The sequence below is a fragment of the Gordonia sp. w5E2 genome, assembly GCF_036540975.1.
Classification (GTDB): Bacteria; Actinomycetota; Actinomycetes; order Mycobacteriales; family Mycobacteriaceae; genus Gordonia; species Gordonia jacobaea.
In genome coordinates this window covers 3675848-3689730 of sequence record NZ_CP144213.1, presented here as the reverse complement: position 1 = coordinate 3689730, position 13883 = coordinate 3675848, and the positions used below count along the sequence as shown (strand labels likewise).

The 13883-nt window shown below is 65.4% G+C and carries 12 protein-coding genes; 4 read left to right on the top strand and 8 right to left on the bottom strand.

All coding sequences use genetic code 11. From position 1 onward, the window contains the following. Positions 1 to 149 precede the first annotated feature (149 nt). Positions 150 to 1406: an amidohydrolase family protein gene (locus RND64_RS16630; protein ID WP_049698822.1), complete on the top strand. Its 1257-nt coding sequence runs from the start codon at positions 150 to 152 to the stop codon at positions 1404 to 1406. Next, positions 1399 to 2031, top strand: a complete 633-nt coding sequence (locus RND64_RS16625; RefSeq protein ID WP_049698823.1) for a DUF1097 domain-containing protein — start codon at positions 1399 to 1401, stop codon at positions 2029 to 2031. Before RND64_RS16630 ends, RND64_RS16625 begins: the two co-directional genes overlap by 8 nt. Here RND64_RS16625 and RND64_RS16620 read toward each other — a convergent pair. The 4 genes from RND64_RS16620 to RND64_RS16605 form a co-directional block, all read right to left on the bottom strand. Beyond that, positions 2002 to 2712: a GntR family transcriptional regulator gene (locus tag RND64_RS16620; protein WP_197494452.1), complete on the bottom strand. Its 711-nt coding sequence runs from the start codon at positions 2710 to 2712 to the stop codon at positions 2002 to 2004. The genes RND64_RS16625 and RND64_RS16620 overlap by 30 nt on opposite strands. Next, entirely contained in the window at positions 2705 to 4753 is a 2049-nt protein-coding gene (locus RND64_RS16615) for a S9 family peptidase (RefSeq protein WP_152930050.1), read from the bottom strand. The genes RND64_RS16620 and RND64_RS16615 overlap by 8 nt, the downstream gene beginning before the upstream one ends. Next, positions 4750 to 6552: an N-acetylglutaminylglutamine amidotransferase gene (locus tag RND64_RS16610; RefSeq protein WP_049698824.1), complete on the bottom strand. Its 1803-nt coding sequence runs from the start codon at positions 6550 to 6552 to the stop codon at positions 4750 to 4752. Before RND64_RS16610 ends, RND64_RS16615 begins: the two co-directional genes overlap by 4 nt. 79 nt (positions 6553 to 6631) lie before the next feature. Further along, a complete protein-coding gene (locus RND64_RS16605; protein WP_049698825.1) occupies positions 6632 to 7153 on the bottom strand; it encodes a hotdog fold domain-containing protein in 522 nt (173 codons plus the stop codon). 36 nt (positions 7154 to 7189) lie between these two features. Here RND64_RS16605 and RND64_RS16600 point away from each other — a divergent pair, with 36 nt between their 5' ends. Then, positions 7190 to 8752 carry an anion permease gene (locus RND64_RS16600; protein WP_049698826.1) on the top strand — a complete coding sequence of 521 codons (1563 nt, stop codon included), beginning with the start codon at positions 7190 to 7192 and terminating at the stop codon, positions 8750 to 8752. A 3-nt stretch (positions 8753 to 8755) separates the two neighbouring features. On the opposite strand, the gene RND64_RS16595 is transcribed toward RND64_RS16600, so the two are convergent. The 4 genes from RND64_RS16595 to RND64_RS16580 all read right to left on the bottom strand — a co-directional run bounded on the left by RND64_RS16595 (position 8756) and on the right by RND64_RS16580 (position 13043). Further along, positions 8756 to 9505, bottom strand: a complete 750-nt coding sequence (locus RND64_RS16595; protein ID WP_049698827.1) for a succinate dehydrogenase/fumarate reductase iron-sulfur subunit — start codon at positions 9503 to 9505, stop codon at positions 8756 to 8758. Positions 9506 to 9529: 24 nt separating this feature from the next. Then, positions 9530 to 11515: a fumarate reductase/succinate dehydrogenase flavoprotein subunit gene (locus tag RND64_RS16590; RefSeq protein ID WP_049698828.1), complete on the bottom strand. Its 1986-nt coding sequence runs from the start codon at positions 11513 to 11515 to the stop codon at positions 9530 to 9532. Between the two features lie 2 nt (positions 11516 to 11517). After that, entirely contained in the window at positions 11518 to 12297 is a 780-nt protein-coding gene (locus RND64_RS16585) for a succinate dehydrogenase cytochrome b subunit (RefSeq protein WP_049698829.1), read from the bottom strand. 161 nt (positions 12298 to 12458) lie between these two features. Then, positions 12459 to 13043: a TetR/AcrR family transcriptional regulator gene (locus RND64_RS16580; protein ID WP_049699040.1), complete on the bottom strand. Its 585-nt coding sequence runs from the start codon at positions 13041 to 13043 to the stop codon at positions 12459 to 12461. A gap of 121 nt (positions 13044 to 13164) precedes the next feature. Here RND64_RS16580 and RND64_RS16575 point away from each other — a divergent pair, with 121 nt between their 5' ends. Then, the gene (locus RND64_RS16575) at positions 13165 to 13872 is read left to right on the top strand and encodes an alpha/beta fold hydrolase (RefSeq protein ID WP_049698830.1); all 708 of its coding nucleotides are present in this window, start codon (positions 13165 to 13167) and stop codon (positions 13870 to 13872) included. Positions 13873 to 13883 lie beyond the last annotated feature (11 nt).

The following is a 13883-nucleotide window of genomic DNA, read 5'->3' as shown; positions in this document are numbered from 1 at the left end:
TCCTTGTTTCAGTCGAACTTGGTCTCTTGGTATGACCAACTTTAACCGATGCGTTACGACTCGTGCAGTGCGAGGAAACAACTCCGATCGAAGGTGGAGACAGATCTTGACGCCGATCGACGCGGCGTCGAACACCGAAGGAGCGACCAATGGACCTGGTTCTGCGCGACGTACGGTTGTCTGACGATGCCCCACTCGTCGACATCGAGATCGACGACGGGCACATCCGCGAGATCTGTTCGCAGAGCACGGCTGAGGCGGACGAGACAATCGAATGTGCGGGCCGCGTGGTGATTCCGGGCTTGATCGAGTCGCACATGCACCTCGACAAGGCGCTCCTCGACAAGGAGGAACCCAACCGCGACGGCACGCTCGCGGGCGCGATTGCAGTAACCGGCGCGCTCAAGAGTCGATTCACCCCGGACGCCGTCGCCGCCCGTGCGCGGCAGGTGATCGATCAGGCGATCATCAACGGCACCAGTCTGATTCGAGCGCATCCCGATGTCGACCCGATCATCGGGTTGCTCGGCGTCGAGGTACTGCTCGAACTGCGCGACGAGTATCGCGGGCGCATCGATCTGCAGATCGTCGCCTTCCCGCAAGAGGGAATTCTCAAGGCGCCGGGCACCATCGACCTGATGCGCGAGGCACTGCGGCGCGGTGCCGACGTGGTGGGTGGGTGTACGTACAACGAAGCCGACGTCGTCGACTGTCACCGCCACATCGATATGGTCTTCGACCTCGCCGAGGAGTTCGGGGTGAGAGTCGACATGCACGCCGACTTCGCCGACGACGCTTCCGATCCGCGTTTCGGTCTGGCCGCACGGATAGCCGAGGTCACCGCAGCACGCGGTATGGCGGGGCGAGTCGCGGTGGGGCACATGACATCGTTGGCTGGCCTACCCGCCGGTGAACGTCGCGCCGTGCTCGCCGACCTCGCGGCGGCGGGAGTCGCGGTGGTTCCCCTGCCCGCGACCGACATTCACCTCGGCGGGCGCACCGACACCCACAACATTCGACGAGGTGTGGTTCCGGTGCGCGATCTGTGGGACGCGGGTGTGCAATGCGCCTTCTCGTCGAACAACGTGCGTAACGCCTTCACGCCCTACGGAAATGCTGACCTACTCGACATCGGCCTGTTTCTCGCGCAGGTCTCGCATCTGTCCGGTCCCGACGACCTCGCCAGGGTGCTGACCATGGCCACCTACTCCGCCGCCGACATCGTCGGTATCGCGGATAGGTACGGAATCGCGCCGGGCCGAAGGGCGGATCTCGTTGTGCTGTCGACCCACAGCGTCGCCGACGCGCTGCTCGATCGGCCGGACCGCTGCTTCGTCATCAAAGACGGGCGCATCGTCGCCCGTACCACCCGTACCACCGAACTGCTGGAGGTTGTCCATGCGTGACCGCATTCCCCACGAGATCGTTGCATCCATCCTCGCGGGCCTGACCGCGTTCATCGGCGGGACCGCGCTCAACCTACCGCCGTGGGCGATCTTCATCGGTTGGGCCGGAACGTTTTTGCTCGGCGGTCCGTCCTGGGCGAACGCCAGGCGCTTGTGGCTGACCATGCCGGTTGGGTCGACGTTCGCACTCGTCATCGTGCTCATCGATACGCACATCGGCACGATCGCCGGGGAGGGGCGGTTTGCGCAGAACCTCGTGCTTGCGGTGATCATCTTCGTGGTCAACTCGGCGTTGATGTTCTCCGGGAGGATCGGGGCGCTCGCGTTGATCCCGGGCATGTTCCTCGGCTTCGCCTCGTACTTTGCGACCTTCTTCGGTGGATTCGGGTTCGACGCGGGAAATCCCTGGGCCGCATGGGTATCGGTCGTCGCGATGAACTTCTTGGGACCGGTGTTCGCGTATCTGTCGGTACGCCTTGCCTTTCCGCGCGAGGTCTCTTCCGGCCACGTCGCGTCGGCAACCTCCGACATCTCCGTCGCGGCATCCGGTCATGAGGCGGACACCGAAGCCGAGCCGACGTCCCGGAATGTTCCGTCAGGCGAGGTCCGGTCGCACGCCGAGTGATTCGCTTGTCTCGATGATCGCTTCCTCGAGCCTGGCGTGATGAACGCTCGCGGCGGCAAGGACGGCCGACGTGTCGCGGGCGGTGAAGGCGGCGAGCAGGTCGGCGTGGTCGGAGTTCAGCTTCGCCTGGGTCGGGGCGTCGACGGAGCGCATCACCTGGAACGGTTCGGTGAGGTTCCACGTCGCGTCGAACATGTTGAGCAGGCGCGGCATCTCGCAGGGGGCGGTCAGCGTGGTGTGGAACCGCCGTGACACGTCGTGAAATGCCTTGCCGTCGTTGAACTTCGTCGCAGTCAGCAGTTCCTGGTGAAACTCGGTGGCCGCTGCGATCTGCGCGTCGGTGATGTTCGAGACGGACCGGGCGAGAGCGGCCTGTTCGAGAACTCCGCGAACGAAGTAGATCTCCTTGAGTTCGGCAAGGGACAGTTGGCTGACGTGGTATCCAGAATTACGCTGGTGATCGACAAGCCCCTCGCCGACAAGGGTTTTCAGTGCTTCACGGACGGGGATCGCGCTGACTCCGAACGCGTCGGCGATGTCGGCGGGCATGATCTGAGTGCCGGGAGGCGCCCCTCCGGAAAGAATGAGTCGACGCATCTCCTCGAGCACGTTTGCGCGGTCGTTACCCGACCGGGTCTCAGCAAGCTGGACGAGTAGGCGGTTGGTCATCTTGCTACTCATGGTGCACGTGCCCCTGCTTGCGGTCACGAACTTCGTGATGTGCCGCCGCCGCAGACGGGTGACGCGTGATCCATTGCGCCACAGCCTCGGTGAGCCGCTGCTGATTATGGCGCTTGACGATCTCGTGGCCCTCGTCGTCGAACATCAGGAGCTCGGCGATCCCGCCACGGGCACGCAATTCGTCGACCATCTGCTGGGATTCGCTGACCGGCACGTTGGTGTCGTGTGCGCCGTGGACCACCAGCAGCGGCGCGGTGATGTCGTCGATGCGGTGGATCGGTGAGAGATCGCGGAGTAGTTCGCGATCGGATTCGGGGTGCCCGTACTTGGTGTACGCCGCGACGGCGATCCACGGTTCGGTGTTCCGGAAGAACGACTCGAGATCGCTCATGCCGCAGATTGCGATGCCCGCGGCGAACACCTCGGGATGAAAGGTCAACGCCGCCAACGTGAGGTAACCGCCATACGAGCGGCCGGAGACGTAGAGGCGGTCGGGGTCGGCAACGCCGGACGAACACATGTGTGCCGCGCAATCGGCTGCGTCGTCGATGCCCGCATAACGGCCGTACCGGTCGTCGGCGTGAGAGAAAAGGCGACCGTAACCCGACGACCCGCGCACGTTGGGTGCGAACACCGATATTCCGGCGTCGACCAGTGGCCCGAACAAGAACTGGTAGTCGGGGCGGGTTTCGGCCTCGGGACCTCCGTGAAAGTACAGCAGGCATGGAGGTGGGCCCGCATCGGTACTCTTCGCGCGATACAGCCATCCGGACAACGGCATTCCGTCACGCGCGGAGAACTCGCGGTATTCCGGACGCAACGCCGACGACGGGCCGGTGCCTGTGATCACGTCGTCGCGGATCGGCGTCACCGACGATGTCGGCGTGTGCACGAGGTGTACGAGCGGCGAGTGCTGTGGGCACGAAATCGTCAGCGCGACAATGGTTCCGGCAGCACTGATCGACAGATCCGACGCGACGTCGCCGGGTAGCGGGATCGGATCGTGCAAGGTCTGATCCGGCAGCGTGAGAATCTGCAGCTCGCTTCGGCCACCCACGTTCCAGAGCATCGCGACTGTCGACTGGTCGTTGCTGACCGCGAACTCGTCGAGTCCTGCGCCCGCGCGCTGGGCGAGGACGCGGAAACGTTTGCCGGTCTTGGAGACCTCGACGCCGAGCAGGCGGGGGAACTTGGCGTCGAAATCGCTCGTGACCAAAGCCTGCACGCTGTCGAGATCGCGACTGGAATCCTGTGGGGGACCGACGAAGACGAGTGAAGGGTGGTCGAATCCCTGGTCGAGGATATAACCCTGGTCGGTCACCGAGCCGGGATCGTTGGGCAGGATGGTCGACATCGACATCTCGTCCGAATCGGCCGCGTCCTCAGCCTCGTTACGGCGGAGCAGCAGCATGTCGCGGAATCCGCGAGGGCCGACACGCAGGAGCGCCGCGCCCTTCCACGAGTCGATCAGCGCGCCGCCGACGCGGACGTCGAGTATCTCGGTCGCGCCCGTACCGGGATGTGCGCGAACCGAATACGCCGTGCCGTCGGGGGTCGTCGCGGTGATCAACACCCAATCGGTGTCCCAACCCACGAGTGAGACCGTGCCGAACGAACGTCGTGAACCGAGCGTCGCCCTGTTCGACCAATCGGATTCGGTCTCCTGACGGTTGCTGCCGATGCGATGCGACCTGTTGTCGTCGGGATCGGTGGTGACAACCCAGACCTGGTGGTGCTCACCGCCACTCGGCGCCAACTCGACGGCGAGCCATTCGCCGTCCATCGAGTGCACGAGCTTGCGGACGGGACCGGTTGCGGGGACGCTCACCCAGCGCAGCTCGCCGACACCCTCGGGCGACAACACACGTTGTGCCGCACGCGGATAGCCCGCGCCGTCGTCGACGATATAGGCGAACGCCCTGCCGTCCGGCGAGACCGACGGCCCGTAGGTGTGCCACCCACGATCGTCGAAGTTGACGAGAGTCGTCGCGTCGGCCTGCTCGTCGACGATTCCGGTGTCGGTGATGTCGTCCGCGCTCACCGTGGCGTGATGTCTTCCATGGCCTGCAGCCACATTTCGAGTACGGCGAGCTGCCACAGCTCGTTGGAATCGAGCGTGGTGCGCGTGCCGTTGGGATCGGCAAACAACCGGTCGAGGGTCTCCGGTCGATACAGCGCGCGGTCCTTCGCCGACTGCGCGCGCAGGGTATCGGTGACCAGATCGAGCACTCCGCCCTCGAGGTGGCGAATGCCGGGGACGGGGAAGTATCCCTTGGTGCGGTCGATCACCGCTGCGGGCAACAACTTTCGAGATGCCTCCTTGAGGACACCCTTGCCGCTCGGATTCAGCTTGAGGTCGGGCGGGCATGTCGCGGCGAGCTCGACGAATTGGTGATCGAGGAACGGCACGCGCGCCTCGAGGCCCCACGCCATCGTCATGGTGTCGACTCGTTTCACCGGGTCGTCGACCAGCATCACCGTCGTGTCGAGACGCAACGCGGCGTCGACGGCCGAATCCGCACCGGGAGCGGACTGGTGTGCGAGGGCGAATTCCCAACTGGGGTCGTAGTTGCTGTCGCCGAGCAGGTACTGATCGTTGAGCAGCGCCAGGACGTCGGCATGCGAGCGGTCGAAGAAGACCTCGCGGTAGGCCTTGGTGGTCTCTTCGCGTGCGATCCCCTGCAGCGGGGGATACCACGAGTAACCGCCGAGGATCTCGTCGGCGCCCTGCCCCGACTGCACGACCTTGATCGACTTGCTGACCTCCTGCGAGAGGAGATAGAACGCGACGCAGTCGTGGCTGATCATGGGCTCGCTCATGGCCGCGATGGTGTCGGGGACGGCGGGCAGGAGGCGATCGGTGCCGATGTGGATCTTGTGGTGGTCGGTGCCGAACGTCTCGGCGACGAGGTCGGAGTAGGCGTACTCGTCGCCCGATTCGCCTCCCGCGGAATCGAATCCGATGCTGAACGTCGCGAGATCCTTCTGCCCCTGCTCGGCGAGAAGTGCCACGACCAACGACGAATCGATTCCGCCGGAGAGCAGCACGCCGACCGGAACGTCGGCGACCATGCGACGTCGAACCGAGGTGCGCAGCGAATCCATCAGTTCGTCCTGCCAGCGCACCGCGTCCCAGTCGGCACGGCTGGGATCGGGCGCGAAAACCGGTTCCCAATAACGACGTTCGGTGCTGCGTCCGTCGGGTTGAATGACGCGCACTGTGGCGGGCGGCAATTTGCGCACGCCATTGTAGATGGTGTGGGGTGCGGGAACCACCGCGTGGAAGCTGAAATAGTGATGCAGCGCAACGCGATCGAGCGACGTGTCGACATCACCGGCGCGCAGCAGTGCCTGCAGCGACGACGCGAAGCGTAGACGTCCAGGAGTCTCCGACAGATAGAGCGGTTTGATCCCCAGCCGGTCGCGCGCGAGGGTCACCACACCGGAATCGGTGTCGACGACGGCGAAGGCGAACATCCCGATGAGGTGATCGACGCAGTCGGTGCCCCAGGCGTGGAACGCCTTGATGATCACCTCACTGTCGGCGTGGGAGAAGAAGCGGTAGCCCTTGCCCTCGAGTTCTGCGCGCAGTTCCTTGTAGTTGTAGATGCAGCCGTTGAACACCATTGCGAGGCCGAGTTCGGAGTCGACCATCGGCTGCGCGCCGCGCTCCGACAGGTCGATGATCTTGAGTCGTCGATGCCCGAGAGCCACCGACCCTTTCACGAACAGTCCTGAACCGTCGGGACCGCGACGGGTCATCGAGCAGGTCATGGTGTCGACGGCAGAGGCGTCGGGCGCCGAGCCGTCGAACCGGATTTCACCGCAGATGCCACACATATAGTCAGTCCTCTCGGTTGCTTGACTTGTTCAGCCTAGGAGTTTCGTCATGGCCCGGCAGGGCAAGTGGAGCGCCAGGTCACGCGGTCGGCGTCACCCAGGTGGTGATCTCGCAGTGAACGACCTCGACGCCGTGCGTGTCGGTGATCGAGATGGACACCACCACATCGCGTCCGGAGTCGATGACAGCGAAGTCGACGGGTTCGGCGAGTGTGGCGACGGCTGACAGGCGGGTGGTCGCCTTCGTCAGGTAGTCGGCGGTCATCCCCTTCGGAATCCATCGATGCGTCGTCGGTGTCGTCGCCTCCATCAGCATGCCCATCGCGACCTCGGCGAGGTTACATGCCGCGATGGCATGGAAGGTGTGGATGTGGTTGTAGACGCCGAACCACTTGGGTGCTGTGACCCTGCAGTATCCGGGCCGCATCTCGTCGACGTAGGGGAGGATCGTGCCGAAGTACGGCACCCGCACCGACATCCCGAGGGAGAAGAGTGCCTTTCCGAGCCCGTTGTCGGGCAGTTTTCGGCGCAGCGCGTAGGTGGGCGAAAGAGAAGGGCGCGTCGCGGGCGTTGGCGTAGATGACGATTTGGCGTCGGACATTGCCCGGATGCTACTCGGGCGAGGAACCTTGATGAGGTGACGCCTCCTTCCGAGAAGGACCCACCGCCCTCAGACCACCCGGATTCGACCGACAAGCCCAGTTCGACCGACCAGTCCGATTCCCCAGACCAGCCCAGTACCAGCGACCAGCCCGATTCGACCGACCACGCCGAACACCCGCACCACTTCCATCTCAGCCCGACCTGGTGGCGCGGTGGCATTCCACTGATCGTCGGCGTGATCATCTACTTCATCCCGGCTCCGGCCGGCGTCGACGCCAACGGCATGCACATGCTCGGGATCTTCGTCGCGACGATCCTGGGACTGATCCTGCAGCCGCTGCCGACGGGTTCGGTGGCGATCATCGGGCTCGCGCTGGCGATGGTCACCAAGACGATGACGCCCAAAGAGGCGCTCGCGGGCTTCTCGAACACGACCATCTGGCTCATCGTCGCGTCGTTCTTCATCGCCGAGGCGTTCATCGTCACGGGTCTCGGGCGTCGGGTTGCGCTGATCTTCGTGCGCGCAATAGGCAAGTCGAGTCTCGGGTTGGCGTACGGGATGGGGATCGCCGATCTCATCCTTGCTCCCGCGACGCCGTCGAACACCGCACGCGCGGGCGGAGTGATCTACCCGATCGTGCGATCGCTCGCCGAACTCGTCGACTCGACGCCGAAGACCGACGCCTCGCGGCGCAAGCTCGGCGCCTACCTGATGCTGACGGCGCTGCAGGTCAACGTGGTCACCTCCGCCATGTTCCTCACCGCGATGGCGGGCAATCCGCTGGCCCAGGAGGCCGCGGAGAAGATGAAGATCGAGATCACCTGGGGCAACTGGGCACTCGCCGCGATCGTTCCCGGTCTCGTCAGCCTCATCGCGACGCCGTGGGTGATGTCGAAGATCTACGCGCCGACGCTCAAGAAGACACCGGAGGCCCCCGCCCTCGCGCGCGACGAACTGAAGAAGAGTGGCTCGATGTCGCGCAACGAGTGGATTCTCGCCGCCACGTTCGTGCTGCTGCTCATCCTGTGGTGTCTTGGCAAACAACTGAACGTCGACGCCACGACCACCGCCTTCGCGGGCATCGCGATTCTTCTCGTCACCGGCGTGCTGACGTGGAAGGACATCGTCACCGACACCGGAGCGTGGCAGACGCTGATCTTCTTCGGTGTGCTTGTCGCGATGGCCGACGAACTCCGCAAGCTCAAGGTGATCGACTGGGTCGGCGACAAGGTGGCCTCCAGCGTCGACGGCCTGCCGTGGCTGGTGGCGTTCGCCGTCCTCACGCTCGTCTACTTCTACGTGCACTATCTGTTCGCGTCGAACACCGCGCAGATCGTCGCGATGTATGCCGTGTTCCTCGGTGCGGCGGTCGCCACCGGAGCGCCGCCGCTGTTCAGTGCGCTGGTCTTCGGTTTCATCGGCAGCCTGTTCGGCGGATTGGCCCACTACTCGTCCGGTCCGGCCGGTGTCATGTACGGGTCGGGCTACATCAAGACCAGTGAGTGGTTCCGCGTCGGCTTCCTGATGTCGGTGGTCAACATCATCATCTGGACCGCGATCGGCGCGCCGTGGATGAAGCTCATCGGGATCTGGTGACGCTCAATTCGCCTTGCGGCGCAATCCGAATCGCAACGCCTCGCGGTTGACCCCGGCGACGGCGTCGAGCGGAATCCCGGCCGGGCAGACGTCTGCGCACTCCCCGTAGGTGGAGCACGGGCCGAAGTCCTGTTCCATCTGCCCGGTGATCGCGTGCGCCCGCCTGCCACGCTCCTGTTTGCTCTGGGTCAGCGCGGCCAGATGGAGTAGTTTGGCGCCCGCGAACAGGTGCGCGGCACCGTTGGGGCAGGCGGCAACACACGCGCCGCAGCCGATGCAGGCCGCGTAGTCGAGGGCCTTCTCGCTGGTGTTGTGGTCGACGAGTTCGGCGTCGGCGTCGGGGGCCTGACCCGCCGCAACCGCGACGTGCCCGCCGGCTTCGATCACCCTGTCGAGTGCGGACCGGTCGACGACGAGGTCGCGGATGACCGGAAAACTGCTCGCGCGCAAGGGTTCCAGGCGCAGGTGCGTCGCGCCGTCGAAGTGTCGGAGGTGTTGCCGACACGACGGCGTGTTGGGTGTCGGACCATGCGGGCGCCCGTTCACCATCATCCCGCAGGCGCCGCACACGCCTTCGCGACAGTCGGAGTCGAAGGCGATGGGTTGCTCGCCCGCGTCGACGAGATGATCGTTGAGGCGGTCGAGGACGTCGAGCAGTGACATCTCGGCTGTCGCGTCGTCGACCACGTAAGTCTCGAAACGCCCGTCGTCGTCGGCGTCGGCCTGCCGCCAGGCTTCGATGGTGATTCTCATGCCGGCATCCTCACTGATCAAGTCTCACTTGTAGTTTCGTGTCTGCAACGGCACCGCACTGAACTCGAGTGGTTCGCGGTGGCGGATCTGCTCCCCGGTCGGCGTGGTCTCCCACGCGGAGGCGAAGGTCCAATGCTCGTCGTCGCGCAGCGCCTCGCCCTGCGCGGTCTGGTGTTCGACGCGGAAGTGCGCGCCGCACGACTCGTCGCGATCGAGCGCGTCGAGGCACATCAGTTCTGCGAGTTCCATGAAATCGGCGACGCGGCCCGCCCGTTCGAGTTCCTGATTGAACTGCGCGCCGCTGCCGACAACCCGTACGTCGGACCAGAATTCGTCGCGCAGCTCGCGGATCTCGGCGATGGCCGTCGTCAACGAGTCGGCGCTGCGCATGACGCCGCAGCCGCGATAGAGGATCTCGCCGAGCCTGCGGTGGAAGCGGTCGGGGCCGGTGGTTCCGTCGACCGCGATCAGCCGGGATATCCGATCACGCACCGATGTGACCGCGTGCTGCACAGCCTCGTGATCGAGTGGCAGCGGTTCGTCTCCGAGCAGGGGCGCAAGGTAATTCGGCACCGAGTAGGGCAGGGTGAACCAGCCGTCGACGCATGCCGACAGCAGCGAGTTGGCGCCGAGGCGGTTGGCGCCGTGATAGCCCCACCCCACCTCTCCGCCGACGAAAAGACCTGGGATCGACGACATCTGGTCGAAGTCCGACCAGAGGCCGCCCATGGTGAAGTGAGCCGCAGGCGCGATACGCATCGGGACTTCGTAGGGGTCTTCGCCGGTGGCGTCGCGGTACATCGAGAAGAGATTGCCGTAGCGCTCGGAGATGGTCGATTTGCCAAGGCGCGCAAGGGCGTCGGCGAAGTCGAGGTAGACGCTGTTGTGCAGGGGCCCGACTCCGTGCCCGCCGTTGATCTCGGTCACGGCCGCCCGCGATGCGACGTCGCGCGGGGTGAGGTTGCCGTAGGCGGGGTAGCGGCGTTCGAGGTAGTAGTCGCGCTCTGCGTCGGGGATGTCGCCGGGCGGGCGGTCGTCGTGCTCCTTCTTCGGAACCCAGATGCGGCCGTCGTTGCGTAGCGACTCGCTCATCAACGTCGTCTTGGACTGCCACTCCGCGCTCACCGGCAGCGCGGTGGGGTGGAACTGGATGAACGACGGCGATGCCAGCAGCGCACCACGACGATGGGCACGCCACGACGCCGTCGCGTTGCAGTTGCGCGCGAGCGTCGACTGGAAGTAGACGGTGCCGTACCCGCCGGTCGCGAGCACGACGGCGTGCGCGGTCTGCGCGGTGATCTCGCCGGTCACCAGGTCGCGGACGACGATGCCCTGTGCGCGGCCGTCCGCCACGATCAGATCGAGCATCTCCTGGCGGGTGTGGAGGGTGACGGTGCCCGCCGCGACCTGTCGGAGCAACGCCTGCGACGCCGCGACCTGCAACTGCTGGCCGGTCTGGCCGCGCGTGTAGTAGGTGCGCGACACCTGCACCCCGCCGAAGCTGCGGGTGGCCAACGATCCGCCGTACTCGCGGGCAAAGGGCGCGCCGATGGCGTTGAGGTGATCGATGACCCGCACCGACTCCTCCGCGAGGCGGAAGGCGTCGGCCTCGCGGCCACGGAAATCGCCACCCTTGACGGTGTCGACGACAAATCGGTGCACCGAGTCGTTGTCGACCTTGCGTGCGCGGGCGGCATTGATGCCGCCCTGCGCGGCGACGCTGTGGGCTCGCCGCGGGGCGTCGTGGAAGGTGAACGACGACACGTTGTAGCCGAGTTCGCCCAGAGCTGCGGCACATCCGGCTCCGGCCAGGCCGGTACCCACCACGATCACGGTGAACTTGCGCCGATTGAGCGGGCCGACGAGCTTGTAGGCGTCGCGTCGACGCTGCCACGCGGTTGCCGGGTCGCCGTCGGGGACTCCGCCGGTCAGGTCGGTGCCGATGCGGCGGAGGTCGTCGAGGTCGGCCTCGAGATCAGACGTCGCGGCGTCGGGTGCGGTGTGCGTCATCGTCAGCTCACCAATCCCGCCAGAACGGCGATGGGAATCGAGATGTTGCCGATCATCACCGCGGCCGCGACGACGAGCGCGACGAGAGCGCCGAGGCGTCGAGTGCGGTGCCCGGTCGCGCCGAGGTCGTTGACGACGCTCCACAGCCCGTGCACGAGATGCGTGCCGAGGAGCACCATCACCAGGATGTAGAACGCGGCCACCGGCCAGCGCTGCAGACTCTCGACGAGGTTGTGATAAGCGTGCGAGCTGGTCTCGGTGGTCGACACGAAGTGGTCGCTGGCCGCGGGTCGGGTCCCGGTCGTCAGGTCGAGGATGTGGAAGACGATGAAGATCAGCAGGACCAGGCCCGTGTAGGGCATCAGCGTCGCGGGGAGTCGTTTGATGCTCATGCCCTTGCGCCGGAAGCGACCCTTGGCCTTGTGGGAGCGCCCGATCAAGATGAACGACGCTCCGACGTGCAGTACCAGGCAGAGCACGAGGACCGCGCGGAAGATCCACAACATGCCCTCGTAGGGCAGGAGGGGTTCGAGCAGGGTGCGCAGCCAGTGCGCGTAGTCGTCGAAGTGGCCGGGGCCGGTGTAGACCTTCAGGTTGCCGATCATGTGAACCAGCACGAACAGTGCGAACACCGTGCCGGTCAGCGCCATGGTCACCTTGAGTGTGACGTTGCTCGGACGTGGACGTTTCGACGTCGGCATCGGCGTGACGGCGCGTGGCGTCCCGACGGGTTTGTCAGCGTGTGGGGGTTTGTCGGCGCGCGGGGGGATGACCGTACTCATGTGCGGACCTGTCATCGACCCGAGGGCTGGGCGGGCCGGATGTGGATGTCCCTGCGTCCACGCTAATCACGTGTCGCGGATTCGGACCGCCCGTGGCGACATTCCGACTCGATTGGTTCGCAAATGTCACACATTTGGTGGCCGACGTCGCTCGATCGTGTTCAGTCCGGAACCGCGTCGGCAAGAGTTGCGCGCGTGGCGTCGAGGACCTCCTGCGAAAGCGCATCGTCGGACTTGGCCACCGCCCGCGCCACGGCGACCGCGCCGAGTTGTGCGGCGGCGGTCGCGGTCGCCAGGGTGTGGCGCGCGTCGTCGGACATGGTGTCCGGCAGTGACGATTCGATGAGCGAGACGAGGTCGGTGAATGCGGAGGCGAAGCTGTCGCCGACGGCTGGGGGCTGTCGGCCGATCTCGCTCGCCGACGCGATCATCGGGCATCCGTCGGCCATGTTGTCGCGCACCCGGGTGGAGATCAGGACGTCGAGGTAGTCCTCGTACGACGGATCGTGCACGTCTTTCCATTCGCGAATCCGCTGGTTGACATCGGTGGCTGCCTGCGTGAACGCGGCGGCCGCCAGTGCGTCCTTGTTGTCGAAGTGTTTGTACAGGGCGCCGTGGGTGAGCCCCGCTTCGGCCGCCACCTCGGCCACTCCGGTCGATGGAATCCCCTTCTCGCGAAACAGCTTTCCCGCTGCGTCGAGTAGGTCGCGTCGATTCTGCTCGGCCTTGGCCTTCGAGACCCGCACCGCCTTCACCTCACTTGTCGTCCGAACTATTGATTGCGAGCATAATCTTTCTGTGTTTAGATTGCGACCACAATCAAAACTCTGACGCTCACATCTGTGTCATCACGCGAAGGGGACTCTCATGGCAACGACATCCGCGGTACGCAACATCGTTCTGGTTCACGGCGCCTTTGCTGACGGATCGGGGTGGCAGCCGGTCTATCAACGGTTGGTGGACAAGGGTTTTCTCGTCACCGTGGTGCAGGAACCGGAAACCGGCCTCGCCGACGACGTCGCGGCCACGCTGCGTGCCATCGATACCGTCGACGGGCCGCTTGTTCTGGTCGGTCATAGCTGGGGTGGGCAGGTCATCACCGAGGCAGGTGCGCATCCGCGCGTCGCAGCACTGGTCTACGTGGCGGCTCTGGTTCCCGATGTGGGGGAGTCCACCAACTCGCTGCACGCCCGCATTCCGGCTGCGAGCACCGCGGTGATCGCCGGAGCCGAGGGGTTCTTGAGGATCGATCCCGAGCAGTTCGGCGCCGACTTCGCCGCCGACCTGCCAGCCCGCGACGCCGACTTCATGGCGCACGCGCAGGTGCCCATCCGTGCTGAGGCGCTCGACGCTCCGGCCGCGGCCGCAGCATGGCGGGACCGGCCGTCGTACGGGATCGTCGCGGGCGCCGACCGCACCATCAACCCCGACCTCGAACGGTGGATGTACGAGCGAGCGGGCGCCGAGGTCACCGAGGTTCCCGGATCGAGCCACGTCGTCATGATCTCGCACCCCGACGTCGTCGCCGACGTCATCGAGCGGGCGGCAACGGCAGCCGCATCTGCGGTTGCCTGACCCGATCACTT